Genomic DNA, 26,493 nt, shown 5'->3' with positions numbered 1-26,493 from the left:
CGATCGCACGGGTCGCCGTCACGGTCCGTCATGCGGCGGGGTACAGGTCCCGAACGATCTCCAGCGAACGGATGCGGCCCTCGACACTCGCGGCACCTGAGGAGATCATCAGCTCGTCGGCCTGCGTGGACGCCAGCAGCGCGTCCAGCCGGGCCTTCACCTCGTCCGGGGTCCCGATCGCCTGGCGGGCGTTGCGTGATGCGATGAACTCCTCCTCGAGCGGGGTGAACTCGTACGCCAGCGCCTCCTGGATGCTCACCGGCTCGGGCTTGAGGCCGCGACGCATGCGCAGGAACGACAGCTGGCCCGGGAGGGACTGCGCCCGCACGATCTCCGGGTCCTCGTCCGAAACCACGTTCACGGCGATCATCGTGTGCGGGTCGCTCAGGATGTCGCTGGGCTCGAACTTCGAGCGGTACAGGTCCAGGGCCGCCTCCGTGTTCTCGCCGGCGAAGTGGTGGGCGAAGGCGAACGGCAGTCCGAGGGCTGCTGCGACCTGGGCGCTGTAGCCACTGGAGCCGAGGAGCCAGACCTGCGGCGCGTCGCCGAGGCCGGGGACGGCGGTGATGCCGTGCAGCGGGTTGGCGTCGCTCATGCCGCCGTAGAAGAAGCCGAAGAGGTCGAGCAGCTGCTGCGGGAAGTCCTCGACGCCGAGGCCTTCCGCGCTTCGGCGGAGGGCCATGGCGGTGGCGCCGTCGGTGCCGGGCGCGCGGCCGATCCCGAGGTCGATGCGGTCGCCGTAGAGCGCGTGGAGCGTGCCGAACTGCTCGGCGACGACCAGCGGCGCGTGGTTGGGCAGCATGACGCCGCCGCTGCCGACGCGGATGCGCTCGGTCGCGGCGGCCACGCCGGCGATGAGGACGGCCGGGGCGCTGGAGGCGATGGCCGGCATACCGTGGTGCTCGGCCACCCAGAACCGGCCGTAGCCTAGGCGCTCCGCCTCCTGTGCGAGCCGGACGGTGCCGGCGACCGCGTCCGCGTTGGTGCCTCCGGCGGGGCGGCTGGCGAGGTCGAGGACGTTGAGGGGGATGCTGGTACTCACCCCATCCCCAACGCAGGTGCCTGGACGGCGATTCCCGGCCGGACCTCGCTGGTCCGGCCGGGAATCGTCTCGGGTGGTGCAGGGGGTGTCAGGACGTGGTCTTGACCTTGCGCACCCAGGCCACGATCGCCAGAGCGATCAGGCCGAGGATGACGAGCGAGCCGCCCATCCAGGCCGCCCAGGAGGCCACCACGGAGCCGGTGTGGGCCAGTCCGTTGCTGCTGCCCGGGTCGACGACCGTGCTGGCGCTGTCGGCCGGCAGGATGGTCAGGGTCGCGGGGCACTCGTGTCCGCTGGTCTGGCCCACGCCGACGAAGTTGTAGGTGCCCGTGGCCGAGGCCGGGACGGTCACCGTCAGCACGTCGCTGCCGTCCGCGTTGGAGTGCTTGACGAACTGGAGGCTGCTCTTCGCGGTGCTGAACGAGGCCAGCTTGAACGCCGAACCGGACTCTCCGGTCACCGTCCAGGTGATCGCCTCGCCGGGCGTCCACGTGCCCGGGATGCAGATGAGGGTGGCTGTGCCACCGGCGGTCGCCACGCTCGCGTCGAACGAGCATTGGGCGCCCTCGGTGTAGTCGACAGCGTTCGCAGCGGCGGGAGCAGCAAGCAGCAGCCCCGCGGTCACGGCGACTGCCGCCAGGATCTTTTTGAACATCGGCCCGCCTTTCAGTTGGGGCCCGGCTCACGCTCGGGTTAGATGAGTGATTCTCACTTTACGACGCTGGAGCACCGAACACCAATGGCCTTGACACCGTTTCGTGCCCCCACATCGGGGGTGGTCCCGTCGCCCGGGAGAGTGGGCGTCGTCACCACGGTGAGCTTCGGAGTCGTCTGAGCCGCGTTGAGGAACTGCACCGAGACGGTCCTGGACTCGCCGGGTGCCAGCTCGACCGTGAACAGGCTGACCGGACGACCGCCGTCCACCCCGGCGACCGTGGGATAGTTGCCGCCGTCGCTCTGCGTGGCCGCGAGGAAGCCCTCGTTCGGGCCGTAGACGGCGACCCGTGTCCGGATGTTTCCGGGCGTCACCCCGTACGTCCCGCCGCCCGTGACATAACGCGGGAGCGACGAACCGGCGTCCGCGGGCGCGTGGTTGGTGAGCGTCACGTTCACGACGGTCGACGGCTTGCCGTCGGCGCGGCAGACGGCGGCGCCGGCGGCGACCGACGTGCCGAGGTAGTAGTCCATCTTCGAGCCGGTCGCGTCGTTGTAGTAGACGCCGATGCCCGCGGTGGACAGATCGGAGCTCGGAAGACCGCCGGCGAGTGTCGTCGTGGCGAGCACCTTCTGCTCGTCACCGGCGGCGCTCCAGATCAGCACCCGCCGGGAGTCGCCGGCGCCGACGAGGGCGCTCAGGAGCTTCTTGCCGTCCACTCCCCCGGCCGAGAGCCGGGTGAACACGGCGCTGGCGGCGGACGCGAAGAACTGGTCCTGCTGCTCGGGCTTCTCGTACCGGCGGTAGACGTCGCTGAGCAGCAGCTTCACCGCGTTCTGCGAGGTCAGCTTGTCTCCGGTCTCGAGGTTCACCGGGCCGGTGGCCCTGAGCAGCCCGCTCAGAACCACGGGGTCCATGGCGACGACCCCGTCGACCGTTCCCCCGTGGGTGGTGGTCCACATCTTCGCGGCGGTCGCGGCGGCGAGCGGGAAGTCGGGGGTGAGGTTCGCATCCTGCAGGAAGCGTCCGACGAGCGGTCCGTAGAGGCCCCGGGTGTTCAGGGGGACATCCGCGACATCGGACGTCCACGGCCCGATGGACGTGCCGGCCTCCTGCTGCGTCAGCGTCACGGCCCCCTTCTCGGCGTGGACCAGCGCCACGGCGCCGATGAGGCCGCCGGTGGACCGCAGCTCGGCCGGGTTCTGGGCGGCGAGGAGGTAGTTGCGCGGTCCCTCGGCGCCGAGCATCGCGGGGAGGAGCTTTACCGCGTTGCCCAGGGCGTCCACCTCGGGCGTCGCCCGGTCGAGCACCGTGTGGAGCCGCTGGATTCCGTCGGCGACAGGGCTCAGCAGCGAGCCGGTGTCGATGCTGGCGACGCTGGCGCGCGCGGCCGTGTACGCGGTCTGCGCCTTCGCGACCGCCGGTTGCGCCTTGATGATCGGCTCCAGGTTCATCCGGCCGTCCCGGATCGCCAGAGCGCGCAGGTCGATCGCGGAGCCGGCGGCCACGAGCGGTTCGATGACGCGTGAAGCGACGGTGTCGGAGGCGGCCGCCGCGGTGCGGACCGCGGTGAGGTTGGGACCGATGAACGGCACCGCCTCGACGGTCACCCACACCGGGTCCGACGTGAGGGCGGCCGCCTCGCCGGTCTTGTGCCGGAGCTCTGTGGCCGCGCGTCCTGCGGCGCCCAGGTCACCGCTCCCGATGGCCGCCTTGACGCGGTCGGCCGCGGGGACGGCGGCGTTGAGCGACTGCTGCGCCAGGAAGCCGCGCACGGAGACCCAGACGATCGTGAAGAGCAGGATGACACCGACGGCGATGAGGACCCATACGAGCACCGGATGCCGCAGTTGAGGAAGGCGCCGCGCGCTCGTGGGCGCTGCGGCGGGTGGACGCGGCGGCGCGTCGCGGTCGGTCAGACTTGTCGCCATACGACAAATCTAACAAATCCTCACTTTTTTCGCGGCCCCCAATCGGGCGATCCCTGCGAGATCAGCGGCCGAGCCCGCGATACGTCCAGCCCGCTCCGCGCCAGGCGGCCGGATCGAGTGCGTTTCGGCCGTCGATGACCGTCCGGTGCGCCACCGACTGACCCAGCGACACTGGGTCCAGACCGGTGAATTCGGGCCACTCCGTGATGAGCAGCACGATGTCCGCATCCCGAACTGCCTCCTCCGCGCTGTCCGCGAACCGCAGCTGCGGCGCGCGGCGCTTCGTGTTCTCGACGGCCTGCGGGTCGGTGGCGGTCACGATCGCGCCGGCATCGGCGAGCCGCATGGCGATCTCGAGCGCCGGCGAGTCGCGGATGTCGTCGGAGTGCGGCTTGAACGCCAGCCCGAGGACGCCGACCCGTACGCCGGCGAGGCCGCCCGCCTCCTCCCGGACCATCTCGACGACGCGCGTGCGCCGCCGGAGGTTGATCTTGTCGACCTCGTCGAGGAACTGCACCGCCTCGCCGCGCCCGAGTTCGCGGGCGCGAGCGCTGAAGGCGCGGATGTCCTTCGGCAGGCAGCCGCCGCCGAAGCCGACGCCCGCGTTGAGGAAGCGGCGCCCGATGCGGGCGTCGTGACCGATCGCGTCCGCGAGCTTGGTCACGTCCGCGCCGGTCACCTCCGCGATCTCGGCCATGGCGTTGATGAAGGAGATCTTGGTGGCGAGGAAGGCGTTCGCCGAGACCTTGACCAGTTCGGCCGTCGCGTAGTCGGTGACGATGACCGGCGTGCCGGCGGCGACGGCGGAGGCGTACACCTCGTCCAGCAGTCGCGCGGCCCGCTCGCCGGCTTCGCCGTCGGGGACTCCGTACACCAGGCGGTCGGGGCTCACGGTGTCCTTCACGGCGAAGCCCTCGCGCAGGAACTCGGGGTTCCAGGCGAGCGTCGCGCCCGGCTGACGCTCGGCGACGAGAGCGGCCAGTCGTGCTGCCGTCCCGACCGGGACCGTGCTCTTGCCGACGATCAGGTCGCCGTGCTTCACGTGCTCCAGGAGCGATGAGAAAGCGGCGTCGACGAAGCGCATGTCGGCGGCGTCCCCGTCGGCGACCTGCGGGGTGCCGACGGCGACGAAGTGCACGTCGGCGTCGGCCGCCGCGGCGAAATCGGTGGTGAAGCGCAACCGCCCGGACGCCCCGGCCGACTCCAGCACCTCGGGCAGCCCGGGCTCGAAGAACGGCGCACGGCCGGCCGACAGGGACGCGATCTTCGCCTCGTCCACGTCGATGCCGACCACGTCATGGCCCAGGTGCGCCATGGACGCGGCGTGCACCGCGCCGAGATAGCCGCAGCCGATTACGGAGATTCTCATCTGTCCCATCTCTTCCGGGGAAAGGGGCTTCGGGTGAAGGGCCGGGTCAGGTGAAATCGGGGTCCGGCTCGTCGACGTACGCAGGCACCGCATCCACGGGCCAGTGCCGCCGGCCGTTGTTGAGCACGCCGCGGCTCTCCTGAAGATAACAGTTGCCGCACAGGGACTCGTACGACACGGACGCTCCGTCGATGGCGACCTGGTCGCCGTCGAAGACGAAGACGCCGTCGATCTTTCGGGCGTTGAAGATCGCCTTGCGGCCGCACCGGCAGATCGTCTTCAGCTCCTCCAGGCTGTGCGCGACCTCGAGCAGACGGCGGCTGCCCGGGAACGCGACCGTCTGGAAGTCGGTGCGGATGCCGTAGGCCAGCACCGGGATGTCGTCGAGCAGGGCGATGCGTAGCAAGTCGTCGACCTGCGCCTCGGTGAGGAACTGCGCCTCGTCCACGAGCAGCGCGCTGACGTCGGTGTCGAAGCGCTTGATCGTGCGCTCGCGGTGCCGCTGGAACGACCCGTAGGCGTCGGTCTCGGGAGCGATGAGGAAGTCGACCTCACGCGTCACGCCGAGGCGGGACAGGATGCCGAGGTCGCCCTTGGTGTCGATGGACGGCTTCGCGAGCAGCACGCGGTGACCGCGCTCCTCGTAGTTGTAGGCGGCCTGGAGCATGGCCGTGCTCTTGCCGCTGTTCATCGCGCCGTAGCGGAAATACAGTTTTGCCACGCACCGATCCTATGGGTGAGCGGCTGGAGAACCGGTCAAACACCGGTCAGGTGAGGTAGCCGTCCTCCGCCGCCCGACGGATGAGGTCGGCGCGCGAGCTCGTCGGCCGGCCCGCCTTGCCGTACTTCTCGCGCACCCGGCGCAGATAGGTCTTCGCCGTCTCGTACTGCACGTTCATGGCGCGGGCGACCTCGGAGGTGGTGCGCCCGTCCGCGTAGAGCACGAGAGCCTGCCGCTCGCCGTCGCTGAGCCGCGGGCGCGCGGACTCCGGGATGAGCGGCTTCGGCCGCCATGCGGGCGGCTGCGCCGTCGCCGCGCGGCCGACTCCACGTCCCGCCGCCGAGAGCGCCACGGCCAGCAGCTCGGTCATCGGCTGCGACTTGGTCACGTACGCGACCGCCCCCGCGGCGAGCGCCGCGTCCCGGTCCTCCGGGGTGTCGACGGCGCTGAGAACGATGACCTTGGCCCCTGCCGCGCGGCAGGTGCGGACCCGGGCGCCGATCGAGACGGACTCCTTCAGCTGCAGGTCCATGATCACGAGGTCCGTGGGGAACGCGTCGCTGTGGACGAGCTCGAGCCAGCTGCTCGCGCGCGCGACGAGGTCGAACTCGGGTGCGTTCTTCTCGATCCACGTGGCCAGGCTGTCGAGCAGGAGCTCGTGGTCGTCGAGGATGGCGAGCCGGATGGGCGGCTCCACGTCGCGCGCAGCGCCGGTGGCATGGGGGTCGGGATGGAGATGTGTCATCGTCGTCTCCCATCAGAGTAGGGGAAGCCGCCGGGCGAGGCGAAGCGGACCTTCAGCTCCGTGCCGCGGACCCTCATCGTCGCATCCATGGCGGTGGCGTTGAGTGCGCTGACGAAGGGCAGGAGCTCCCGGCGCAGCTCGGCGCGCGGCTCATCGACCTGCGCGCTGAGCAGGAAGGTCGGACGGTCCGGCGTGCTCGCCGAGATGCGCAGGCTGTCCGGATCGAGGCCGGGGAGACCCGAGACCGTGGCGATCAGGGCGCCGACGATGGCGCGCTGGTCGCTGGTGAGGACGCGCTCCAGGTGGTCCGGATCGTCGACGCGGTCGGCCGGCGTCGGATGCTCGTCCCGCGCACGGCCGATCGCTGCGAGCCGCGAGCCGAGCGCGAGGCTGAGGGTGTCGGCCAGCCACGTGCGGCCGACGGCGCGCACGGACATGCTGCGGAGGCGGTCGGCGAGGACCCTGGCGCGCTCGACGTCGGTCGCGGCGATGTCCTGGCGGCGGAGCAGGTCGGTGAGGAACGGGACGGCCTCCGCGTTCAGAGCGGTCATGCGTTCCTGGGCGATCATCCGCTCGGCGGCCTGACGGAGCTCGCCGTCGAGCCGGGCCTGGCCTTCGCGCGCCGGCTCCCGCCAGTGCAGTGTCTCGCCCGTCATCGTCCACGCGTAACCGGCGCCGCCCGCCGCGAGAGCGAGGATGGGCGTCGCCGCCACGGTCGCGTAGACGAGCGGCGAGTTGCTGATGACGAGCGAGTGCTGTGCGGCGGCCAGCCCGCCGAGGACGACCGCGGAAACGACCGCGGAACCCGCCACCTCGCCGATCGGCCGGTACAGCGGCATCGCGACGAGCAGGAGGGCGACCGCGATCTGACCCCAGTCGTCCTGGATGCGCTCGTTGTGGCCCCAGAGCGACGCCGTGGACAGGCACGCGGCCGTCAGCGCGACCGCGATGATCGAGAAGTGCGACCAGCGTCCGAACGGCGCGAATCCCGGGTGGGAGCGGATGGAGGCGACGATCACGGCGAGCAGCAGCACGCCGATGGCGAGGATGTCCAGGCCGAGGTCTCGGAACTGCCCCGCGTGCCGGATGGACGAGAACACCGCATACCCGACGGCGACGGTCCCGAGCAGCGGGACGAGGAGCCACGCGGACTGCGCGCCGAGCGGGTCGAGGCGCTGCGGTGTGCGCTCGACGGCGACCGATCGCGCGCCGACGACGCTGCGCGTGCTGAGGACGGTCATGCGGTGCGGCTCCCGTCCGAGCCCGGCCCGGCGGCGGCCGGCACGGTGAGGATGACCGTCGTCCCGACATCCGGTGTGGAGTAGATGTCGACGCTGCCGCCGATCCGGGCGATGCGCTCCTCGACCGACTGGCGGAGACCGAGCCGGTCGGCCGCTGGGCCATTGGCGGGGAAGCCGCTCCCGCCGTCCACCACCATGACCGAGACCGAGTCGCCGCCCGCGCTCAGCGCGACCTCGGCGCTGGGGCTGCCGGAGTGCCGGATGACGTTGACGAGGCACTGCCGCACGGCGAGTCCGACGGCGCGGCGGATGTGCTCGTCGAGTGCGATGAAGGGCGCGCGCTCGCCCGAGATGTCGACGGTGAGGCCTTCATCGCGGGCGGCTTCGATGGCGCGGTGGAGCTCGCTGTCGTACCAGGGGTCGGGCGGTTCCGCACCGTCGGCCATCGGCTGCGCGGCGGCGGTGTCCGGGTGCTGGCCTCCGGGCACCGGGCCACCGAGTCCGCGGAGATCGTCCTCGATCCGCCGGGCGAGCCTCGGGTCCAGCGGGCCAGGGGCGGACGCGGCCACGGCCAGGAGCTCGCTCAGCACGGTGTCATGGACTTCGGCGGTCGCCGCCACCATGAGGTCACGGCGGTGGTCGACGAGTCTGGCGTCGCGCACCGCCCGGTGCAGGGCGGATTGCGCGCCCGACCGGGTGCCACGGGTGAGGCCGTCGAAAGCGAGAACGCCGACCAGGAGCAGGTAGGCGCCCAGGGAGATGGCGTCGGGGACATAGGGGCGCCCGGTGGTGGCCGCGCCGAGGATCACGGCCGCCTCGGCGAGCGCGAACCCGAGCGTCGCCCAGAGGATGCCCGCGAGCGCCCCGGTGCCGGTGCCGCCGACCAGCGTCATGGCGACGACGGGGAGGGCGATGACGAACAGGTTGGTGTCACGGTACGACGGCGTGCCGGTGAAGAGCGCGACTACGTAGAAGTACGTGCACACCGTCCCGACCAGAAGGTAGGTCAGGGTGAGCGCGACCGTCCTACCGCGGGCGAGAAGGAGGAGCAGGACGACCATCGGTACGAGGACGGTCACGCTGATCCAGGAGATCGCGGAGTTCGCGCCCGCCGTCGACATCGCGACGTTCACTCCCGCCGCCGCCAGACACACCAGGCCGGCCCAGCGGGCACCCACCGCGAGGGCACGGGAGTTCGCGGGTCGCGCCAGATGGCTGGGCAGACCGAGCGACACCTTCGTCCTGTCCCTTCCGGGCCGAGCCGTTCCCGGTCCCTCCCGGATTATGGCATCACCTCAGACGACTGTGTACCCCGCGCGTACCCCGGTTGGGGGGACGATGTACCCCGAGCGAACTCCGAACGGGACCTTCACCGCTCTCCGCCCTCAGAACAGCGTCGGCTGCACCCCCAATCCCGTCAACGACGCGCTCACGACAGCCGCCGCGTCCGGCGCCTCCCCCGAGCCCGCGCGCACAGCCGAGCCGACTGTGCGGCGTTCCCCTTCGTCGTCGCGCAGCATCCCGAGCGCCGTCGACCGCACACCGCCGGTCACCGGGTCTTCCTCCCCACGCTGCAGACCGTGCGCTCGGATGAGGGGCTTGATGCGCCCCGCCAGCCACCGTCTGTACTCTTGCGGCGCGTAGGTGCCGCGCCCGTACATCTGCCGGTAGGGCGGCAGCAGCTCGGGATGCTCCTGCCCGAGCCAGAGGTAGAACCACTCCTTGACCCCGGGCTTCAGGTGCAGCGCCGAGTAGAGCACCGACGTCGCGCCCGCCTCCTTCGCCTGCCGCAGCGCCTCGTCGAGATGGGCGCGGGTGTCCGTGAGGTACGGGATGATCGGCATCAGGAACACCGAGCAGTCGAGACCGTGCTCTCGCACCGCCGTCACGGTCGCGAGCCGCGCCTTGGTCGTGGGCGTTCCGGGCTCGATCGACTGCTGCAGCTCGTCGTCGTAGACCGCGATCGACATCGCGAGGTCGACGGGAACCCGCCTGGCGGCGTCGGCCAGCCGGTCGAGGTCGCGCCGGAGCAGCGATCCCTTGGTCAGGATGCTGAACGGCGTACCCGAATCGGCGAGCGCGTCGATGATCCCCGGCATGAGCGAATAACGCCCCTCCGCCCGCTGGTACGGGTCGGTGTTCGTGCCGAGCGCGACGGGATGGTGCCCCCAGCTCGGCTTGGCGAGCTCTTTGCGCAGCACCTCTGCCACGTTGACCTTGACGATGATCTCGTTGTCGAAGTCCTTGCCCGAGTCGAGGTCGAGATAGGTGTGCGTCGGCCGCGCGAAGCAGTAGACGCAGGCGTGCGAGCAGCCGCGGTAGGGGTTGATGGTCCAGCCGAACGGCATCGGCCCTCCCCCGCCGGGGATGCGGTTGAGCGCCGACTTCGCCAGCACCTCGTGGAATGTGATGCCGGCGAAGTCGGGCGTGCGCACGGAGCGCACGAGATTGTTCAACCGGGCGAGCCCGGGCAGCGCCGACGGCTCATCGACCGACAGCTCCTGACCACTCCAACGCATGGCTCTATTCGAACATACGTTCGAAGGTTAAGCAAGGTTCACCGTCTTCCCGGTCCAGCCGGAGCGCAGCCACCGGTCGTGGCTGGCCACCACGACCGCTCCGGGGTAGGCGCCCAGCGCCTCTTCCAGCTCGGTGGCGAGGGCGAGCGAGAGGTGGTTCGTCGGCTCGTCCAGCAGGAACAGGTGGGGCGGCCGCGCCACGATGAGCGCGAGCGCGAGCCGGCGCTGCTGGCCGACGGACAGCGCACCGACCGGCCGGTCGAGGTCGCGCGGGGCGATGAGCCCGAGCGAGCTCAGCGGCACCGCCTCCGCCCGCCGCTCCCCCACCACCGCTTCATAGAGCCGCCGCGGAGAGGTCGTCGGGTCGGCGAACCGGACATCCTGTTCCAGGAGACCGACCCGGAGTCCGCGTCGCCGGGTGACGTCCCCTGCCGACGGCGAAAGCCGCCCCGCCAGAAGGGACAGCAGCGTGGACTTGCCGGCGCCGTTCGCCCCGGTCACCAGGATGCGCGCATCCCCCGGGACGACGAACTCGTCGAGATGCAGGCGACCGGCGACCCGCACGTCGCGGACCTGTACGAGCACGCCCGAGTCCCCGCCCAGCGCCTCGAACCCGGATGGGATGCCCGAGAAGCTGAGCGGGGCCGGCGGCTTGCGCACCTGGGTCTCCTGCAGCGTCTCCAGGCGCCCCTCCGCATTGCGGATCCGCCGGCTGATCTGACGGTCGAGCGCGTTCCCCTTCACCGACTTCACGAACTTGTCGTTGTCGCGGACCTTGCCCGACCACGCGATGGAGCGCGCCGTCACGTCGACTGCATGCTTCAGCTCCTTCAACTCGTGCTGCTCGTCCGAGAACTGCTTCTCCCAGCGGGCGCGCTCCGCCGCCTTCTCGGCCAGGTATGCGCTGTAGCCACCGCCGAACACCGTCGTGCCGGAGCGCGACGGGTCGAGGTCGAGGAGGCTGGTGGCCACGGCATCCAGGAACGCACGGTCGTGGCTCGCGAACACGACCGGACCGTGCCATCCCGCGAGCTGCCGCTCGAGGAAAGCCGCCGCCTCGTCGTCCAGGTGATTGGTGGGCTCGTCGAGCAGCAGCACATCCGGCCGGCCGAGCAGGAGCGCGGCGAGGGCGAACCGCGAGCGCTGCCCGCCCGAGACCTCGCTCACGCGCCGGGCCAGCGGGATGTCGCCGACGCCGAGCCCCGCGAGGAGTTCGTCCCGGCGTGCGTCGACGCTCCAGAGCTCGGCGCGCTCGGCCGCCGCCAGCGCGTCGTCGTACCGCGCGGCGGCCGCCGGGTCGTCGGAGCCCAGGGCCTCCGCGGCGGCGTGCAGTTCACGCTCGACCGCTCGCACGTCAGCGAGGGCGTGCTCGATCAGCGCCGAAAGCGTCTCGCCGGCCCGGAACCGCACCTCCTGCCAGAGCAGGGCGGTGCGAGGAGGCCGGGAGACGACTCCCGAATCCGGCGTCTCGTTCCCGGACAGGACGCGGAGGAGCGTGGACTTGCCCGCGCCGTTCTCCCCGATGAGACCCAGCCGCTGGCCGGGCGAGACCGTGAGAGAGACGTCGGTGAGCACGCGGCGATCGCCGTAGACGACCGAGACGCCGTCGGCGCGCAGGGGTGCGAGAGTGAGTGTTGGCATGGGAACCGTCCTTCCGGGCGCTCCACAGGGAGCGGGTTCCCGCCGGGCGATCTCCGTCGTGAGCGGCGCCGGAGCGCCCAGGTGCCTGGGGCAGCGCAGCGACCGAAAGGGTCCTCACTCACATCGACGGCGCCTCAGGCGCGGGACGTCAGGAGGTTCTCACTTCATAGCGTGGACGACCATAACAGGTCGTCCACGCCGCTGTCCAGCCCCGCCCCTGACCAACACCTACTGCTGCAGGTGCAGCGTCTCCGCGGTGGCGGCCAGCACGCGCTGCGCCTCCTCCGGCTTGTCGTTCAGGGTCGTTCCGACGGTGGGGATGAGCTCCCTGATCGTCGGCAGCCACTGGGCGAAGTGGTCTGGGAAGCAGTGCTTCAGCAGGTCGACCATGATCGGGACCGCGGTGGATGCGCCCGGGGACGCGCCGAGCAGACCGGCGATCGAGCCGTCCTCCGCCGCCACGACCTCGGTGCCGAACTGCAGCACGCCGCCCTTCTTCGGGTCCTTCTTCATCACCTGGACGCGCTGGCCGGCGGTGATGAGCTCCCAGTCCTCCGACTTCGCGGTCGGCATGAACTCGCGCAGCGCCTCGACCTTCTTGGCGCGGTTGGCGAGCAGTTCACCCACCAGGTACTTGATGAGGTCGAAGTTGTCGCGCGCGACGGCGAGCATCGGGCCCAGGTTGCCGGGGCGGATGGATCCGGGCAGGTCGAACCAGGAGCCGGTCTTCAGGAACTTCGGGCTGAAGCCCGCATACGGCCCGAACAGGAGTGACGCCTGGCCGTCGACCACGCGGGTGTCGAGGTGCGGGACGGACATCGGCGGGGCACCGACGGCCGCCTTGCCGTAGACCTTCGCCTGGTGCTGGGCGACGATCTTCGGGTCGGTGGTGCGCAGGAACTGGCCCGAGATCGGGAAGCCGCCGAAGCCGTCGATCTCGGGGATGCCGGACTTCTGCAGCAGGTGCAGGGCGCCGCCGCCCGCGCCGACGAAGACGAAGCGCGCGTCCGTGACGTGCGTGGTGCGGCCGACCTCGTGACGGACCTTCAGCCGCCACAGCCCGTCCTTCGTGCGCTTGATGCTGCGGACGCTGTGGTTGAGGGCGAGGGTGGCGCCGTTCTCGACGAGGTTGTCGATGAGGGCGCGGGTGAGGGCGCCGAAGTCGACGTCGGTCCCTGAGGCTTGGCGGGTGGCCGCGATGCGCTGCTTCGTGTTGCGCTTCTTCGTGAGCAGCGGCGTCCACTCGCCGATGACCGCGGGGTCTTCCGAGTACTCCATGCCGGCGAACAGCGGCTCGTCCTTGAGCGCCTCGTAGCGCTTGCGGAGGTAGCGGACGTTGTCGCGCCCCTTCACGAAGGTCATGTGCGGAGTGGAGTTGATGAACGTGTTCGGCTCGGGCAGATCTCCCGCCGCGACGAGGCTCGCCCAGAACTGGCGGCTGAGCTGGAACTGCTCGTTGATGCTGATGGCCTTGGCCGGGTCGACGGTGCCGTCGGACGCCTCGGGCATGTAGTTCAGCTCGCAGAGGGCCGCATGGCCGGTGCCGGCGTTGTTCCACGGGTTCGACGACTCCTGGGCCACTTCGCCCAGGCGCTCGTAGATCCGGATGCTCCAGTCGGGCTGCACGCGCTGGATCATGGCCCCCAGCGTGGCACTCATGATGCCGCCGCCGATCAGGACGACGTCGATGGGAGAATTGCTCACCCGACAATCCTATGCCGGGCGCGGCGGAGACCCCGTCGTGACGACCGGTCGATCTCTCGATATCGAGATATCAGGCGGTGACCGGATTGGCCAGACGCTCGGCGACCAGCTCGGCGATCTGCACCGCGTTCAGGGCGGCGCCCTTGCGCAGGTTGTCGTTGCTCACGAACAGCGCGATGCCGCGGCCCTCCGGGGCGCCCTCGTCCGCGCGGATGCGGCCGACGAAGCTGGGGTCGGCTCCGGCCGCCTGAAGCGGGGTCGGCACGTCGGTCAGCTGGACGCCGGGGGCGTCCGCGAGCAGTTCAGCGACGCGCTCCGGGCTGATCGAGTTCGCGAACTCGGCGTTGATCGAGAGCGAGTGTCCGGTGAAGACCGGGACGCGGACGCAGGTGCCGCTGACCAGCAGCTCCGGGAGGCCGAGGATCTTGCGGGACTCGTTGCGGAGCTTCTTCTCCTCGTCGGTCTCGTTCAAGCCGTCGTCGACGATCGACCCGGCGAGCGGGATCACGTCGAACGCGATGGGGCGCACGTACTTGACGGGCTCGGGGAGCGTCACGGCGGAGCCGTCGTGCACGAGGTCGAGCAGGTGCTCGTCGGCGACGGCGGCGCGGGCCTGCTCGGCCAGCTCCTCGGCGCCGGCCAGGCCGGAGCCGGACACCGCCTGGTAGGTGCTGACGACGAGGCGGGTCAGCCCGGCCTCCTCGTGCAGCGGCTTGAGGACGGGCATGGCGGCCATCGTGGTGCAGTTCGGGTTGGCGATGATGCCCTTGCGCGCCTCGGCGATGGCGTCGGGGTTGACCTCGGAGACGACGAGCGGGACGTCCGGGTCCATGCGCCAGCCGCTCGAGTTGTCGATGACGATCGCGCCGGCCTCGGCGAACCGCGGGGCGTGGGCCTTCGAGCCGGTGGCGCCGGCCGAGAAGAGGGCGATGTCGATGCCGGAGACGTCGGCGGTGGCGACGTCCTCCACGGTGATCTCCTGGCCCTTGAACAGCAGCGTCGTACCGGCGGAGCGGGAGGAGGCGAAGAAGCGGATGCTCTTCACCGGGAAGTCGCGCTCCTCGAGCAGCCGGCGCATGACGGCGCCCACCTGGCCGGTCGCGCCGACGACGGCGACGTCGAATCCGTTGCTGTCGAAATCCGTGATCTCGCTCATGTCAGCCCCTTCGGGTCGTTGTGGAGGGGAACCGCGGACACGGCCGCGGCATTCCCGGGTCAGGACTAGCGGCCGGTGCCGGCGTAGACGATGGCCTTCTCGTCGCCGTCCAGCCCGAAGGCGGTGTGGACGACGCGGGCGGCCTCGGCGACGGTGTCGGCGCGGGTCACGACCGAGATGCGGATCTCGCTGGTGGAGATCATCTCGATGTTGATGCCCGCGTCGTACAGGGCCTCGAAGAGCTTGGCGGAGACGCCAGAGTTGGTGCGCATCCCGGCGCCGACGAGGGCGAGCTTGCCGATCTGGTCGTCGTACTGCAGCGACTGGTAGCCGACCTCGTCCTTCTCGGCGGTCAGGGCCGTCAGCACGCGCTGGCCCTCGGACTTCGGCAGGGTGAAGGAGATGTCGGTGAGGCTGGTGGCCGCGGCGGACACGTTCTGCACGATCATGTCGACGTTCGCATTGGCCTTGGCGACGATCTTGAAGATCTGCGCGGCCTTGCCCGGCACGTCGGGCACGCCGACGACGGTGATCTTGGCCTCGCTCAGGTCGGTGGCGACGCCGGAGATGATGGGCTCTTCCACGGTTCCATCCTTCTGGGCGGCCGCGGCCGCCGCTGCTTCGTTGAGGACGTAGGTGCCCTCTTTGTTCGAGAACGACGAGCGCACGTGCAGCGTCACGTTGTGACGGCGGGCGTACTCGACGGCGCGGATGTGCAGGACCTTCGCGCCGGCGGCGGCGAGCTCCAGCATCTCCTCGCTGGTGATGCGGTCGATCTTGCGGGCGAGCGGCACCTGGCGCGGGTCGGACGTGAAGACGCCGTCGACGTCGGTGTAGATCTCACAGACCTCCGCACTGAGCGCCGCGGCGAGGGCGACGGCGGTCGTGTCGGAGCCGCCGCGGCCGAGGGTCGTGATGTCGCGGGACTCGCGGCTGAAACCCTGGAACCCGGCGACGATGGCGATCGCGCCTTCGTTCAGGGCGTCCTGGATGCGGCCGGGCGTCACATCCACGATGCGTGCGGAGCCGTGCTGGGCGTCGGTGATCATGCCCGCCTGGCTGCCGGTGAAGGAGCGGGCGTCGTAGCCCATGCTCTTGATCGCCATCGCGAGCAGCGCCATGGAGATGCGCTCCCCCGCGGTGAGCAGCATGTCGAGTTCGCGCGGCTCGGGGATCGGGGTGACCTCGTGCGCCAGGTCGATCAGCTCGTCGGTGGTGTCGCCCATGGCCGAGACGGCGACGACGACCTCGTTGCCCGCCTTGCGCGTCTCGACGATGCGCTTCGCGACGCGCTTGATGCTCTCAGCTGTCGCGACGGACGAACCGCCGAACTTCTGGACGATGAGGGCCACGGACTCTCCTGAACTTCACGGGCTTCCCATCCTACCGGCCGGGATATGACCGTTCCTTCATGTGACGGACCGGTCAGGAGACCTGGCGGCGGCCCTCGAAGGCGCGGCCGAGGGTGACCTCGTCGGCGTATTCGAGGTCGCCGCCGACCGGCAGGCCGGAGGCGAGGCGGGTGACCCGGATGTCGAGGGTCGTGAGAAGGCGGCTCAGGTAGGTCGCGGTCGCCTCTCCCTCGAGGTTGGGGTCGGTGGCGAGGATGACCTCCTGCACCGTCCCGTCGGCGAGGCGCTGCATGAGCTGGCGGATGCGGAGGTCGTCCGGCCCGACGCCGTCGATCGGGCTGATCGCGCCGCCGAGGACGTGGTAGAGACCGCGGAACTCCCTAGTGCGCTCGATCGCGACGACGTCCTTCGCCTCCTCCACGACGCAGATGAGCGTCGGGGTGCGGCGCGGGTCGCGGCAGATGGAGCAGGTGGCCTCTTCGGACACGTTGCCGCAGATCTCGCAGAAGCGGACCTTGTCGCGGACCTCGAGCAGCACCTCGGCGAGGCGCGTGACGTCGAATGTCTCGGTCTGCAGGATGTGGAACGCGATGCGCTGAGCGGACTTCGGGCCGATGCCCGGCAGCCGCCCGAGCTCGTCGATCAGCTCCTGGACGATGCCTTCGTACACCGGCTACCTCATCCCCGGGGTCGGAGGCGCGGGCTGCTCCTCGATGAAGGTGGCGCCCAGGATCTCCCGGACCACGGCCTCCCCATAGCGCTGCGGCTGCTGGAAGGTCGGTGTGCGGGCCCCCGACGCGGGCGCGGCGGACGGGCGCGCGGCTCGGGCGGGCTCGGGAGACGGAGCCGCGGGTGAGGCGGCGGCGGGTTCGGCCGACCAGTCGCCGGTGGGCTCCTCCGGGACCGGAGGCTCGAACGGAGGCTCGGTCTCGGGCGGGGGGACGTCGTCGTAGGGCGGCTCGTCCGGTGCGGGCGCGGAGACGGGACGCGCAGCGGGGGCGGCCGGCGCTGCCGGGGGGCGCTCCAGGGTGACCACGGCGGCGGTCGTCGTCACGGTGGCGGTCGCGGTGTCGGAGGCCGGAGACGCGGACGGGATGGCGACGGTCGCCCACTCGGTGACCATGGCGGCGTGCCCGGTCGGAGCGGAGGCGGTGGATGCGGAGGGGGCGTCGGCGTGTGCGGCGGTGGCCGATGCGGCGGGCGACGACGACGCGGCCGGAGCCGGCGTAGCGGCCACGGAGGCCGACGCGGGCGACGGCGCGGCGTCGGCCTGAGAGGAGGACCGCGCGGGGGCCGCCGCGCGAGCACCGCCGGTCGCGGCGGACGAGGGCGCGTCGGCCGGGTCCGCTCCGGGCCACGTCTCGGCCGTCGGAGCGGCCGGCGCACCGGCGGACGGGCGCGGCGAGCCGCCGGAGCCGGACGCGGAGTCGGCGCGGGCGATGAACTTCACGCGGATGCCCAGCACCTCGACGATCGCCTGGCGCAGATACTCGCTGACGCCCGTGCCGCCGGCGGCGTCGGGCTGGCGGAAGCTCTGCACGTCGTTGTCGCTCGGGAAGGACAACGTCAGGACATCGCCGCTGAGGGCGCGGACCTGCGCGGTGAAGACGACCATCCATGCGCTGCGCTTGGCGCGCTGGACCGCGTCGAGGATCTGCGGCCACGAGTCCTTGACCTGCTGCGTGGTGACCGGGCCGACCGGCGACGGCGCGGGCGGGACTTCGGCGCCCGCCGCAGCGGGCGCGGTGGAGACCTCGGTGGACGCAGGCTCCGCCGCCGTCTCGGCAGGAGCCGAAGCGGCCGGCGCCGTGGGAGCGGTGGAGACCTCGGCGACAGACGCGGACACGCGCGGAGCGGGCGCCGCGGCAGGCTCGGACGCAGCAACAGGCGCAGCACCACGAGCGGGCGCTGCAGCACGAGAAGGCGCAGGCTCGGTCGCCTGCACCGCATCCGCCGACACCGCATCGCTCACGCCGACCCGGCGCTCCAGCCGCTCGACGCGCGCCAGCGCACCGCGCTCGCTCTCGTCGCTCGACGGCACGAGCACGCGCGCGATCATCAGTTCGAGGTGGAGACGCGGCGAGGTCGCGCCGGTCATCTCGGTGAGGGCGGCGTTGACGATGTCGGCCGACCGGCTGAGCTCGGCGGCTCCGAACTTCATCGCCTGCACACCCATGCGGTCGAGCTCGTCCTGGGGCACGCCGCGCAGCACGGCCGCCGCGCCCTCGACGCTGGTCGCCGCGACGACGATGAGGTCGCGCAGGCGCTCGAGCAGGTCTTCGACGAACCGGCGCGGATCCTGACCGGTCTGCACGACCCGGTCGACCGCCCCGAAGGCGCCCGCCGCATCCCGTGCCGCGATCGCGTCGATCACGTCGTCGAGCAGCGCCGCGTGCGTGTAGCCGAGCAGGGCGACCGCGCGCTCGTACTCGATCGCACTGCCCTCGGACCCGGCCATGAGCTGGTCGAGCAGCGACAGGGTGTCGCGCGGCGATCCCCCGCCCGCCCGGACGACGAGCGGCAGCACGCCCGGAGCGACCGTCATGCCCTCGCTGTCGCACAGGCTCTGCACGTACTCGAGCATCTGCGCGGGCGGCACGAGCCGGAACGGGTAATGGTGGGTGCGCGACCGGATGGTGCCGATGACCTTCTCGGGCTCGGTGGTCGCGAAGATGAACTTCACGTGCTCCGGCGGCTCCTCCACGATCTTGAGCAGCGCGTTGAAGCCCTGCGGCGTCACCATGTGCGCCTCGTCGAGGATGAAGATCTTGTAGCGGTCGCGGGCCGGCGCGAAGATCGCGCGTTCGCGGATGTCGCGGGCGTCGTCGACGCCGTTGTGGCTGGCCGCGTCGATCTCGACGACGTCGAGCGAGCCTCCGCCGTCACGGCTCAGCTCGATGCAGCTCGCGCACTTCCCGCACGGCGTGTCGGTGGGGCCCTCTGCGCAGTTGAGGCAGCGGGCCAGGATGCGCGCCGATGTGGTCTTGCCGCAACCGCGAGGACCGGAGAAGAGGTAGGCGTGGTTCACCCGATTGGTGCGCAGCGCCGTCATCAGCGGATCGGTCACCTGGGACTGGCCGATCATCTCGGCGAAGGTGTCGGGCCGATAGCGGCGATACAGGGCGGTTACCACTTGAACATGGTACTCACCGCCGCCGACATTCCGGTGGGAACCGGGCCCTCACTGCCCGCGCACGTTCAGAGCACGCCCGATCGCGGACCAGAGCGCGACGCGGGCGTCCTCCGTCGCCTGCGCGGCGGGCGGCGGCGGCAGGTACAGCGGGCTGTACGGCGGCACGTAGAACAGGTGCGTCGCGTCGGGTGCGCGGACGTACGCGTCGCCGCCGCGGGCGGGTCGCACCTGAGCGGCCACGTCCATCCACCGGCAGGCGTTGTCGAGCTGTTCGTCCTGCCCGGCGCAGCCGAGGACGACGGGTCCCCGGATGCGGTCGAGGCTCAGGACGGCGGCGCGCGTCACCTGGTGCGTCCCGCTCAGGCACGGCACCCACGCGCCCCCGACGGTCACCGCGGGCCCCGGCACAGGTGACGGGCAGACCAGTCCGGTCGTCCCCGCGGGGGCGATGGCGCCGTAGACGAGGTCGGGATGGGCCACGGCGGTCCACAGCGCGAGCTGCGCTCCCCGGGAGGTTCCCATCACGAAGACACGGCGTGCATCCACTCCGGGCTGCGACCGCAGCCAGTTGAGCGCGGCGACGACCCGCTCGGCCGCCAACGTGCGGATCATGTCGACCTCGCCGGCGGAACCGTACGTGGAGAAGGCCAGCGCCGGGTACCCCATGGCCGAGAGCGTCGAGGCGGTCAGCACCCCGCTCGGGGCGCCGGGGTCGGTGCCATCGAGGACGAGCACCGCCGGCCGCGCCGCCTGAGAGGAGTTGGTCGGCGCGAAGAAGTCGCCCTGGATCCCGTCGTCGAAGACGGCGCGCGAGGGCGCCACCGACTGCAGTCCCACCCGGTAGATGCGCCGGGCCGCGACCCGCCTGCCATCGACCACCGCCTCGAGATCGACCAGGCGGCTCGCCGCGCCCCACTGCTCCGTCGACGTCGCCGAGGCGCCGGAGGCGGTGCCCAGCGACCACAGCAGACCCATCCCGTCCGGTCCGGCGAACGGGGCCTCCACCGGCGCGTCCCGGTCCAGGTCGACCACCCCGGAGGACGGGACGACGTAGACCGCCCGGGACGTCCAGGTCGCGCCGGCCTCGACGGTGGCGCTCACCGTCACGCGCACCCCGGGTTGCAGTGCTGTGACGCGCAGGTGGATCGGCTCCCAGACACCGCTGGGATCCTCGCTCACCTCGAACCGGGGACCGACGGCTCCGGGCGGCGGGGAGCAGCCCGTCAGCCCGGCGACGGCCAGCGCCAGCACGGTCACGGCGCCGGCGATCCTGGCGCGCAGCGTGGATGCGCTCACGGCCGCACCGACCCCTCCAGCTTGGCGAGCACCAGCGTCCAGAACGACGTCCGCGCGTCCTCCGTCGCCTGCGCCGTCGCCGGCGGCAGGTCGCTCAGCCCGATCGGCAGCACGGGCGGCGTCGTGATGTCGTGCCCCGCGCCGTCGAGATAGAGGAACGCGTCCCCGTCCTTCTGGCCGCGCGCCTGCTCGCCCGCGCGCTGCCAGTCGCATGCCGTCGGCAGCAGCCGGTCCGCCGTGCCGCAGGCGAGCACGAGCGGACCGGGGATGCGCTGCAGCGGCAGGATGTCGGTCCCGGCGATGGTCCGCTCGGGGTTGGCGCACGGGAGCGGGAGTCCGTGCTCGATGAGGAGCGGGCTGCCGGCCTCGGAGGTGCACTGCAGCGCCGTCGGCCCGCTCGCGGCGAACGCTCCGTGGATGCGGCCGGGCTCGTGGGAGGCGAACCACAGCGCGAGCGAGGACGCGCGTCCCGTGCCGTAGACGAAGATGCGGTCCTCGTCGACGATCGGCAGCTCTGAGAACCAGCTGAGCGCGGCGTCGAACGTCTCGACCGACAGAGCGGCGGATCCGGCGATCCGGCCCTCCGGCACGAACGCGGGCAGCACGAAGACCGCGAAACCGGACGCCGCCATCAGCCGCGCGGCGAAGGCGCCGGATGCGCCGCCGTCGTCGCCGTCCACCAGGATGACGCCCGGCCGCAGGTCGACGGGGGTCGGGACGCCCTCGACCAGAGCGCCGATGCGGGCGGTGGGCGCGAAGCCCGACGCCTCTGGGTCACCGGCGCCGATCAGGTCGCTGCCGAGCACGTCGCGGTCGCTCGTGCCTGCGGCGAGCGCCGCCCGGTGGAGAACGCGCGAGGCGACGGGACGTCCGTCCTGCTCCACGGTGTAGCGCGCGTCCAGCCCGTGATAGACCCACTGCGCCTCGAGCTGCTGCTGACTGAACGACGGTCCGGTCAGGCTCCAGAGCAGGCCGGAGCCGTCCGCCCGCGGATAGGGCGCGGTCATCGGCTCCTGCGACCACAGGCGCACGCGACCGTCCGGAGGGACCGCGTACACCGCGCGCGAGCTGAACGCGCCGGCGCTCGTCGCGACGCGCACGTCGACCACCGCCGGATGCCCGGGCTCGAGTCCGGCGAGCTGCACCCCGACCGGCTGCGTGACCGCGTCTCCGAAGCTGCTGAAGACGATCCGCGGTCCGCCCTGCACCCCGGCGCTGCACGCGGCGGTCGTCACGGCGATGGCGCCCACCACGGCGAGCGCGGCGAGCCGGCGGAGGAGACGCGTGCGAGTCATCCCAGCACCGCCCGCAGCAGGGCGCGGCCGACCGCGTTCCAGAAGGCGACGCGCGCCTGCTCTGTCGGCTGGCCACCCGCGGCCGGCAGGCCGATCGGCAGGCCGGGCGGTACGGAGACGGCGTGCCCCGCGCGGTCCGCGTAGACGGTCTGCACGCCGAAGGTGGAGAGCCGGGTCGCCACGAGCGCGCGCTGCCAGTCGCACGCGTTCGGGAGCACGTCATCCCGCTTCCCGCATGCGACAACGATCGGACCGTTGATGTTGCCGATGGACGGGATGGCGGAGCTCACCACCGTCGCCGGGGAACCGAGGCACGGCAGTCCGGTGGAGTCGTCGAACGCCGGTGCGACCTGGGCCGGCGACAGGCAGAGCAGCGCGGGGGTGCCTCCCGCCACGAACAGCCCGCGTACCCTCCCCGGGAAGCGGGTGGCCGCCCACACGGCCAGCTGCTCCGACGCCCCCGTCCCGTAGACGAACACCTGGTCGTGGACGATGTCGGGACGCTGCGCCAGCCAGTCGAGCACGGCCTGGACGGTGGTGTCCGAGACGATGCCGGTCGATCGGACGCCGTCCGACGCGCCGGAGACGGGGATGCTGAGCACCGAGGCCCCGAACTGGGCGATCAGAGGCGCGGTGTACTCGGCCGACGCCCCCGGCGTCGGGTCGTCGAACATCACCACCGCCGGCGCGCGCGGGTGCTCCAGCGAGGCGGCGCTGAAGAACGTGCCGAGCGGCACGTCCTCGTGGGTCTGGCGCGGCACGCGCGCGTCGATCGCGGCGCGCAGGTCGCGCGTGTACAGGGTCCGCTCGGGGACCCCGGCCGCGAGGCCGGTCAGCTCGAAGCGGCGGGACGCGACCACCCGGTCGCCGTCCGCCGCGCGCACGGTCACGTGGATGGTGTCGCGCATCCACTGCCGCACCGCGGCGTCGTCGCCGAGGTGCGGCCCGCGGAGCGACCAGAACAGGCCCGCGGAGTCGGGCTCGGTGAACGGGGCCAGCTGCGGCCGTGCGCGCGCCAGGTCGAGCGTGCCGGACGCGGGGACGGTGTACGTGGCGGCCGAGGTCCAGGAGCCGTGCGACGTCGTCAGCTGCGCGGTCAACCGCAGCCGCGCGCCGGGCTCGGCGCCGACGAGCTGCAAGGGGACAGGCCAGAGCACGGCGCTGTAGCGGACCAGCGGCGGCGTCACGAAGCGCGCCCCCGCGCCGCCTTCGACCGGGGCGCAACCGGCGAGCGCGGTGACGCCGACGAGCAGCGCGACGACCGCTGCGATCACCCGGTGACCGAGCCCGCGCAGGGGCAGGAGCGGCATCCCGTGCCGTCCGCCCTCGCCGCGCCGTCGCCGCATGGCCGTCTCCCGTCAGCCTCCAGTGGACTCCCGGACAGCCTGCAGCGACTGCCGCGAGATCTCCAGCTCCTCGTCGGTCGGGACGACGAGCACGGTCACCGCCGAGTCGTCGGCCGAGATCACCCGCGCGCCACGCGAGGAGGCGGCGTTGCGCTCCGGATCGAGCCGGATGCCCAGCACCTCCAGTCCGGAAAGCACCTCCGCCCGCAGGGCCGCATCGTTCTCGCCGACCCCGGCGGTGAAGGTGAGCACGTCCAGTCCGCCGAGCAGGGCGGTGTAGGCGCCGAGGTAGTGCTTCAGCCGGTGCACCGTCACGTCGAGGGCGAGCCGCGCCTGCTCGTCGCCGCCGTTGGCCGCCGTACGGACATCGCGCATGTCACCGCGTCCGGAGAGCCCGAGCAGACCGCTGCGGCGGTTGAGCAGTTCGTCCAGGTCGTCGGTCGACAGGTGCGCCCGCCGGGCGAGGTGGATGAGGACGGCGGGGTCGAGGTCGCCCGACCGCGTCCCCATCACCAGCCCCTCCAGAGGCGTCATCCCCATCGACGTCTCGACCGACCGTCCGCCGTCGATGGCGCACGCCGACGCGCCGTTGCCGAGGTGAAGCACGATCTGCTTCAGCTCGCCGAGCGGGCGGCCGAGGAACGCCGCAGCGGTCTCCGACACGTACTTGTGCGACGTGCCGTGGAATCCGTAGCGGCGCACGCGGTGCCGGTCGGCCAGACCCGCGTCGATCGCGTAGGTGTACGCGGCGGGCTCGAGCGTCTGGTGGAAGGCGGTGTCGAACACCGCGACGTGCGGGACGTCCGGGAACGCCTTCTTCGCGGCGCGGATGCCCTGCAGGTTGGCCGGGTTGTGCAGCGGCGCCAGGTCCGACAGGTCCTCGATGTTGATCTCGACCAAGGGGGTCACGATGGTCGGCTCGAAGAACCGCTTGCCGCCGTGCACGACCCGGTGACCGACCGCGTCCAGGGGGTTGTCGTCCAGGCTCGGGCCCTCGGACGCGAACGCGTCGAGCATCGCGCGGAAGCCCGCCGTGTGGTCGGGGATCTCGAGCTCGCGCTCGGTCGTTCCGTCGGGGCCGCGGTGGGTCATCCGTCCGTTCGGCTCGCCGATCCGCTCGACCAGCCCGGAGGCGAGCGACTGCTCCGTCTCGCTGTCGATCAGCTGGTACTTGAACGACGACGAGCCGCTGTTGACGACGAGGACCGCGCTCATGACAGCGCCGCCTGGATCGCCGTGATGGCCACCGTGTTCACGATGTCGTCGACCGTCGCGCCGCGCGAAAGGTCGTTGATCGGCTTGCGCAGGCCCTGCAGCACCGGTCCGATCGCGACGGCTCCGGCGCTGCGCTGGACCGCCTTGTACGTGTTGTTGCCGGTGTTGAGGTCCGGGAAGATGAACACGGTCGCCCGCCCGGCCACCTCCGACCCGGGCATCTTGGCCGCGCCGACCGCCGCATCCGCCGCCGCGTCGTACTGGATGGGTCCGGCCACCGCCAGCTGGGGCGCCCGCTCCCGCACCAGCTCGGTCGCGGCGCGCACCTTCTCCACGTCCTCCCCGGCTCCGGAGTCGCCGGTCGAGTAGGACAGCATGGCGACCCGCGGCTGGATGCCGAACTGCTCGGCCGTCATCGCTGACGAGATCGCGATGTCGGCCAGCTGCTCGGAGGTCGGGTCCGGGATGACCGCGCAGTCCCCGTAGACCAGGACGCGGTCGGCGAGCGCCATCAGGAACACGCTCGAGACGACCGAGACTCCCGGCGTGGTCTTGATGATCTCGAAGGCCGGCCGGATGGTGTGCGCCGTCGTGTGCGCGGCACCCGACACCATCCCGTCGGCGAGTCCGAGGTGCACCATCATCGTGCCGAAGTAGGAGGCGTCGGTCACCGTGTCCGCCGCCTGGTCGACCGTGATGCCCTTGTGCGCCCGCAGCCGCGCGTACTCGTCGGCGAACCGCAGCCGCAGCACGTCGTCGAACGGGCTGAGCACTTCGGCCTCCGACAGGTCGAGGCCGAGCTCGATCGCGCGGGAGCGCACCTCGAACGGCTCGCCCAGGATCGTCAGCCGGGCCACCCCGCGTGCCAGCAGAGTGTGGGCGGCGCGCAGGATGCGGTCGTCCTCGCCTTCCGGGAGCACGATGTGCTTCTTCGCCGCGCGTGCCCGCTCGATGAGGTCGTACTCGAACATGAGCGGCGTGACCACGTCGTGGCGGGTGACGTCGAGGCGCGCGAGGAGCGCTCCCGCATCCACGTGCCGCTCGAACAGGGCTAGAGCGGTGTCGTACTTGCGCTGCGAGTCGGCCGCGAGCCGGCCGCGGGCGTGGGTGATGCGGACGACGGTCTCGTAGGTGTCGAGGCCGGTGCGCACGATCGGCAGCGGCGAGCGCAGGCCGGCGAGCAGGCGCTCGATCGGCTCCGGGAGGTCGAAGCCGCCGTTGAGGACGATGCCCGCGATCGAGGGGAAGGTGCCGGAGGCGTTGGCCATCAGCACCGCGAGCAGCACCTCGGTGCGGTCTCCCGGCACCACGACGACGGACCCCTCGACCAGCCGAGGGAGGACGTTGTTCATCGACATGCCGGCGACCACGACGCCCAGCGCCTCCCGGGCGAGCAGCGCCTCCTCGCCCGCCAGCAGGGTCGCGCCGGTCTGCTCCATGATCGAGCGGATGCTCGGCGCGACGAGGAACGGGTCCTCCGGGATGGCCCACACCGGCGGACGGTCGCTGCTGCCGGCCGCGGCCGCCGCGGCGCCGACGGCCGAGCCGACGGCGGCGACGATGGCATCCAGCTTCGTCTCGTCCGCCCGGTTGGCGATGACCGCGAGGAGTCCGGCGTGCTCGGCGCGCAGCTCGACGATCGCGAGCTCGGCCAGCTGCCGCAGCTCCTCCGGCGAGCGCGGATCGGCCTGGCCCAGGCGCTCCCCGAAACCCTGCCCGATGCGTCCGCCGAGGACGAGCAGCACCGGCGCGCCGAGGTTGGCGGCGATGCGGGCGTTGTATGCGAGCTCGGTCGGGCTGCCGACGTCGGTGTAGTCGGAGCCGAGGATGACGACCGTGTCGCATCGCGCCTCCACCGCCCGGAAGCGCTGCACGATCACGGCGAGCGCCGCATCCGCGTCGGCATGGACGTCCTCGTAGGAGACGCCCAGCGCGTCCTCGTACGACAGCTCGGCCGTCGTGCGCTGCAGCAGGAGCTCGAGCACGTAGTCGCGCTCCTCGGTCGACCGCGCGATCGGCCGGAAGACCCCGACCCGCCCCACCGAGTGCCGCAGTGATTCGAGCACGCCGAGGGCGACGGTCGACTTCCCCGTGTGCCCCTCCGCGGAGGTGATGTAGATGGAACGCGCCAC

The 26,493-nt window shown here is 71.7% G+C and carries 20 protein-coding genes; all 20 read right to left on the bottom strand.

What is annotated here, in order from left to right:
* Positions 1 to 28: 28 nt before the first annotated feature.
* Positions 29 to 1,042 (bottom strand): LLM class flavin-dependent oxidoreductase, encoded by a 1,014-nt coding sequence (locus AB0P25_RS11730; RefSeq protein WP_363807505.1) that lies wholly within the window; start codon positions 1,040 to 1,042, stop codon positions 29 to 31.
* Between the two features lie 88 nt (positions 1,043 to 1,130).
* Positions 1,131 to 1,697, bottom strand: a complete 567-nt coding sequence (locus tag AB0P25_RS11725; RefSeq protein ID WP_363807503.1) for a hypothetical protein — start codon at positions 1,695 to 1,697, stop codon at positions 1,131 to 1,133.
* Positions 1,698 to 1,750: 53 nt separating this feature from the next.
* Positions 1,751 to 3,628, bottom strand: a complete 1,878-nt coding sequence (locus tag AB0P25_RS11720) for a DUF4012 domain-containing protein (RefSeq protein WP_363807501.1) — start codon at positions 3,626 to 3,628, stop codon at positions 1,751 to 1,753.
* Positions 3,629 to 3,689: 61 nt separating this feature from the next.
* Positions 3,690 to 4,997, bottom strand: coding sequence for a UDP-glucose/GDP-mannose dehydrogenase family protein (locus AB0P25_RS11715; protein WP_363807500.1), 1,308 nt, complete (start codon positions 4,995 to 4,997; stop codon positions 3,690 to 3,692).
* 46 nt (positions 4,998 to 5,043) lie between these two features.
* The gene (locus AB0P25_RS11710) at positions 5,044 to 5,718 is read right to left on the bottom strand and encodes a thymidine kinase (protein ID WP_363807499.1); all 675 of its coding nucleotides are present in this window, start codon (positions 5,716 to 5,718) and stop codon (positions 5,044 to 5,046) included.
* A gap of 46 nt (positions 5,719 to 5,764) precedes the next feature.
* Positions 5,765 to 6,463, bottom strand: a complete 699-nt coding sequence (locus AB0P25_RS11705) for a response regulator transcription factor (protein ID WP_363807498.1) — start codon at positions 6,461 to 6,463, stop codon at positions 5,765 to 5,767.
* Positions 6,460 to 7,704 carry a hypothetical protein gene (locus AB0P25_RS11700; RefSeq protein ID WP_363807497.1) on the bottom strand — a complete coding sequence of 415 codons (1,245 nt, stop codon included), beginning with the start codon at positions 7,702 to 7,704 and terminating at the stop codon, positions 6,460 to 6,462. The genes AB0P25_RS11705 and AB0P25_RS11700 overlap by 4 nt, the downstream gene beginning before the upstream one ends.
* Positions 7,701 to 8,939 (bottom strand): ATP-binding protein, encoded by a 1,239-nt coding sequence (locus AB0P25_RS11695; protein WP_363807496.1) that lies wholly within the window; start codon positions 8,937 to 8,939, stop codon positions 7,701 to 7,703. Before AB0P25_RS11695 ends, AB0P25_RS11700 begins: the two co-directional genes overlap by 4 nt.
* Before the next feature lie 150 nt (positions 8,940 to 9,089).
* Positions 9,090 to 10,223 (bottom strand): Rv2578c family radical SAM protein, encoded by a 1,134-nt coding sequence (locus AB0P25_RS11690; RefSeq protein WP_363807495.1) that lies wholly within the window; start codon positions 10,221 to 10,223, stop codon positions 9,090 to 9,092.
* A 27-nt stretch (positions 10,224 to 10,250) separates the two neighbouring features.
* Positions 10,251 to 11,864, bottom strand: a complete 1,614-nt coding sequence (locus tag AB0P25_RS11685) for an ABC-F family ATP-binding cassette domain-containing protein (protein WP_363807493.1) — start codon at positions 11,862 to 11,864, stop codon at positions 10,251 to 10,253.
* Between the two features lie 228 nt (positions 11,865 to 12,092).
* Positions 12,093 to 13,568 (bottom strand): malate:quinone oxidoreductase, encoded by a 1,476-nt coding sequence (locus tag AB0P25_RS11680; RefSeq protein WP_363807492.1) that lies wholly within the window; start codon positions 13,566 to 13,568, stop codon positions 12,093 to 12,095.
* 70 nt (positions 13,569 to 13,638) lie between these two features.
* Positions 13,639 to 14,724: an aspartate-semialdehyde dehydrogenase gene (locus AB0P25_RS11675; RefSeq protein WP_363807491.1), complete on the bottom strand. Its 1,086-nt coding sequence runs from the start codon at positions 14,722 to 14,724 to the stop codon at positions 13,639 to 13,641.
* A gap of 65 nt (positions 14,725 to 14,789) precedes the next feature.
* A complete protein-coding gene (locus tag AB0P25_RS11670) occupies positions 14,790 to 16,076 on the bottom strand; it encodes an aspartate kinase (protein ID WP_363807490.1) in 1,287 nt (428 codons plus the stop codon).
* Positions 16,077 to 16,149: 73 nt separating this feature from the next.
* Positions 16,150 to 16,746: a recombination mediator RecR gene (recR, locus tag AB0P25_RS11665; protein WP_363807488.1), complete on the bottom strand. Its 597-nt coding sequence runs from the start codon at positions 16,744 to 16,746 to the stop codon at positions 16,150 to 16,152.
* 3 nt (positions 16,747 to 16,749) lie between these two features.
* Positions 16,750 to 19,209: a DNA polymerase III subunit gamma and tau gene (locus AB0P25_RS11660; protein WP_363807487.1), complete on the bottom strand. Its 2,460-nt coding sequence runs from the start codon at positions 19,207 to 19,209 to the stop codon at positions 16,750 to 16,752.
* A 48-nt stretch (positions 19,210 to 19,257) separates the two neighbouring features.
* The gene (locus AB0P25_RS11655; RefSeq protein ID WP_363807485.1) at positions 19,258 to 20,505 is read right to left on the bottom strand and encodes an acyl-CoA thioesterase/BAAT N-terminal domain-containing protein; all 1,248 of its coding nucleotides are present in this window, start codon (positions 20,503 to 20,505) and stop codon (positions 19,258 to 19,260) included.
* Positions 20,502 to 21,800, bottom strand: coding sequence for an acyl-CoA thioesterase/BAAT N-terminal domain-containing protein (locus AB0P25_RS11650; RefSeq protein ID WP_363807484.1), 1,299 nt, complete (start codon positions 21,798 to 21,800; stop codon positions 20,502 to 20,504). Before AB0P25_RS11650 ends, AB0P25_RS11655 begins: the two co-directional genes overlap by 4 nt.
* The gene (locus AB0P25_RS11645) at positions 21,797 to 23,146 is read right to left on the bottom strand and encodes an acyl-CoA thioesterase/BAAT N-terminal domain-containing protein (RefSeq protein ID WP_363807483.1); all 1,350 of its coding nucleotides are present in this window, start codon (positions 23,144 to 23,146) and stop codon (positions 21,797 to 21,799) included. Before AB0P25_RS11645 ends, AB0P25_RS11650 begins: the two co-directional genes overlap by 4 nt.
* 12 nt (positions 23,147 to 23,158) lie before the next feature.
* Positions 23,159 to 24,361: an acetate kinase gene (locus AB0P25_RS11640; RefSeq protein WP_363807481.1), complete on the bottom strand. Its 1,203-nt coding sequence runs from the start codon at positions 24,359 to 24,361 to the stop codon at positions 23,159 to 23,161.
* Positions 24,358 to 26,493 (bottom strand): phosphate acetyltransferase, encoded by a 2,136-nt coding sequence (pta, locus tag AB0P25_RS11635; protein WP_363807479.1) that lies wholly within the window; start codon positions 26,491 to 26,493, stop codon positions 24,358 to 24,360. The genes AB0P25_RS11640 and pta overlap by 4 nt, the downstream gene beginning before the upstream one ends.

Origin of the sequence: Leifsonia sp. NPDC077715 (assembly GCF_040686855.1) — a bacterium.
GTDB lineage: Bacteria > Actinomycetota > Actinomycetes > Actinomycetales > Microbacteriaceae > Leifsonia.
This window is presented reverse-complemented; position numbering and strand designations above follow the sequence as displayed.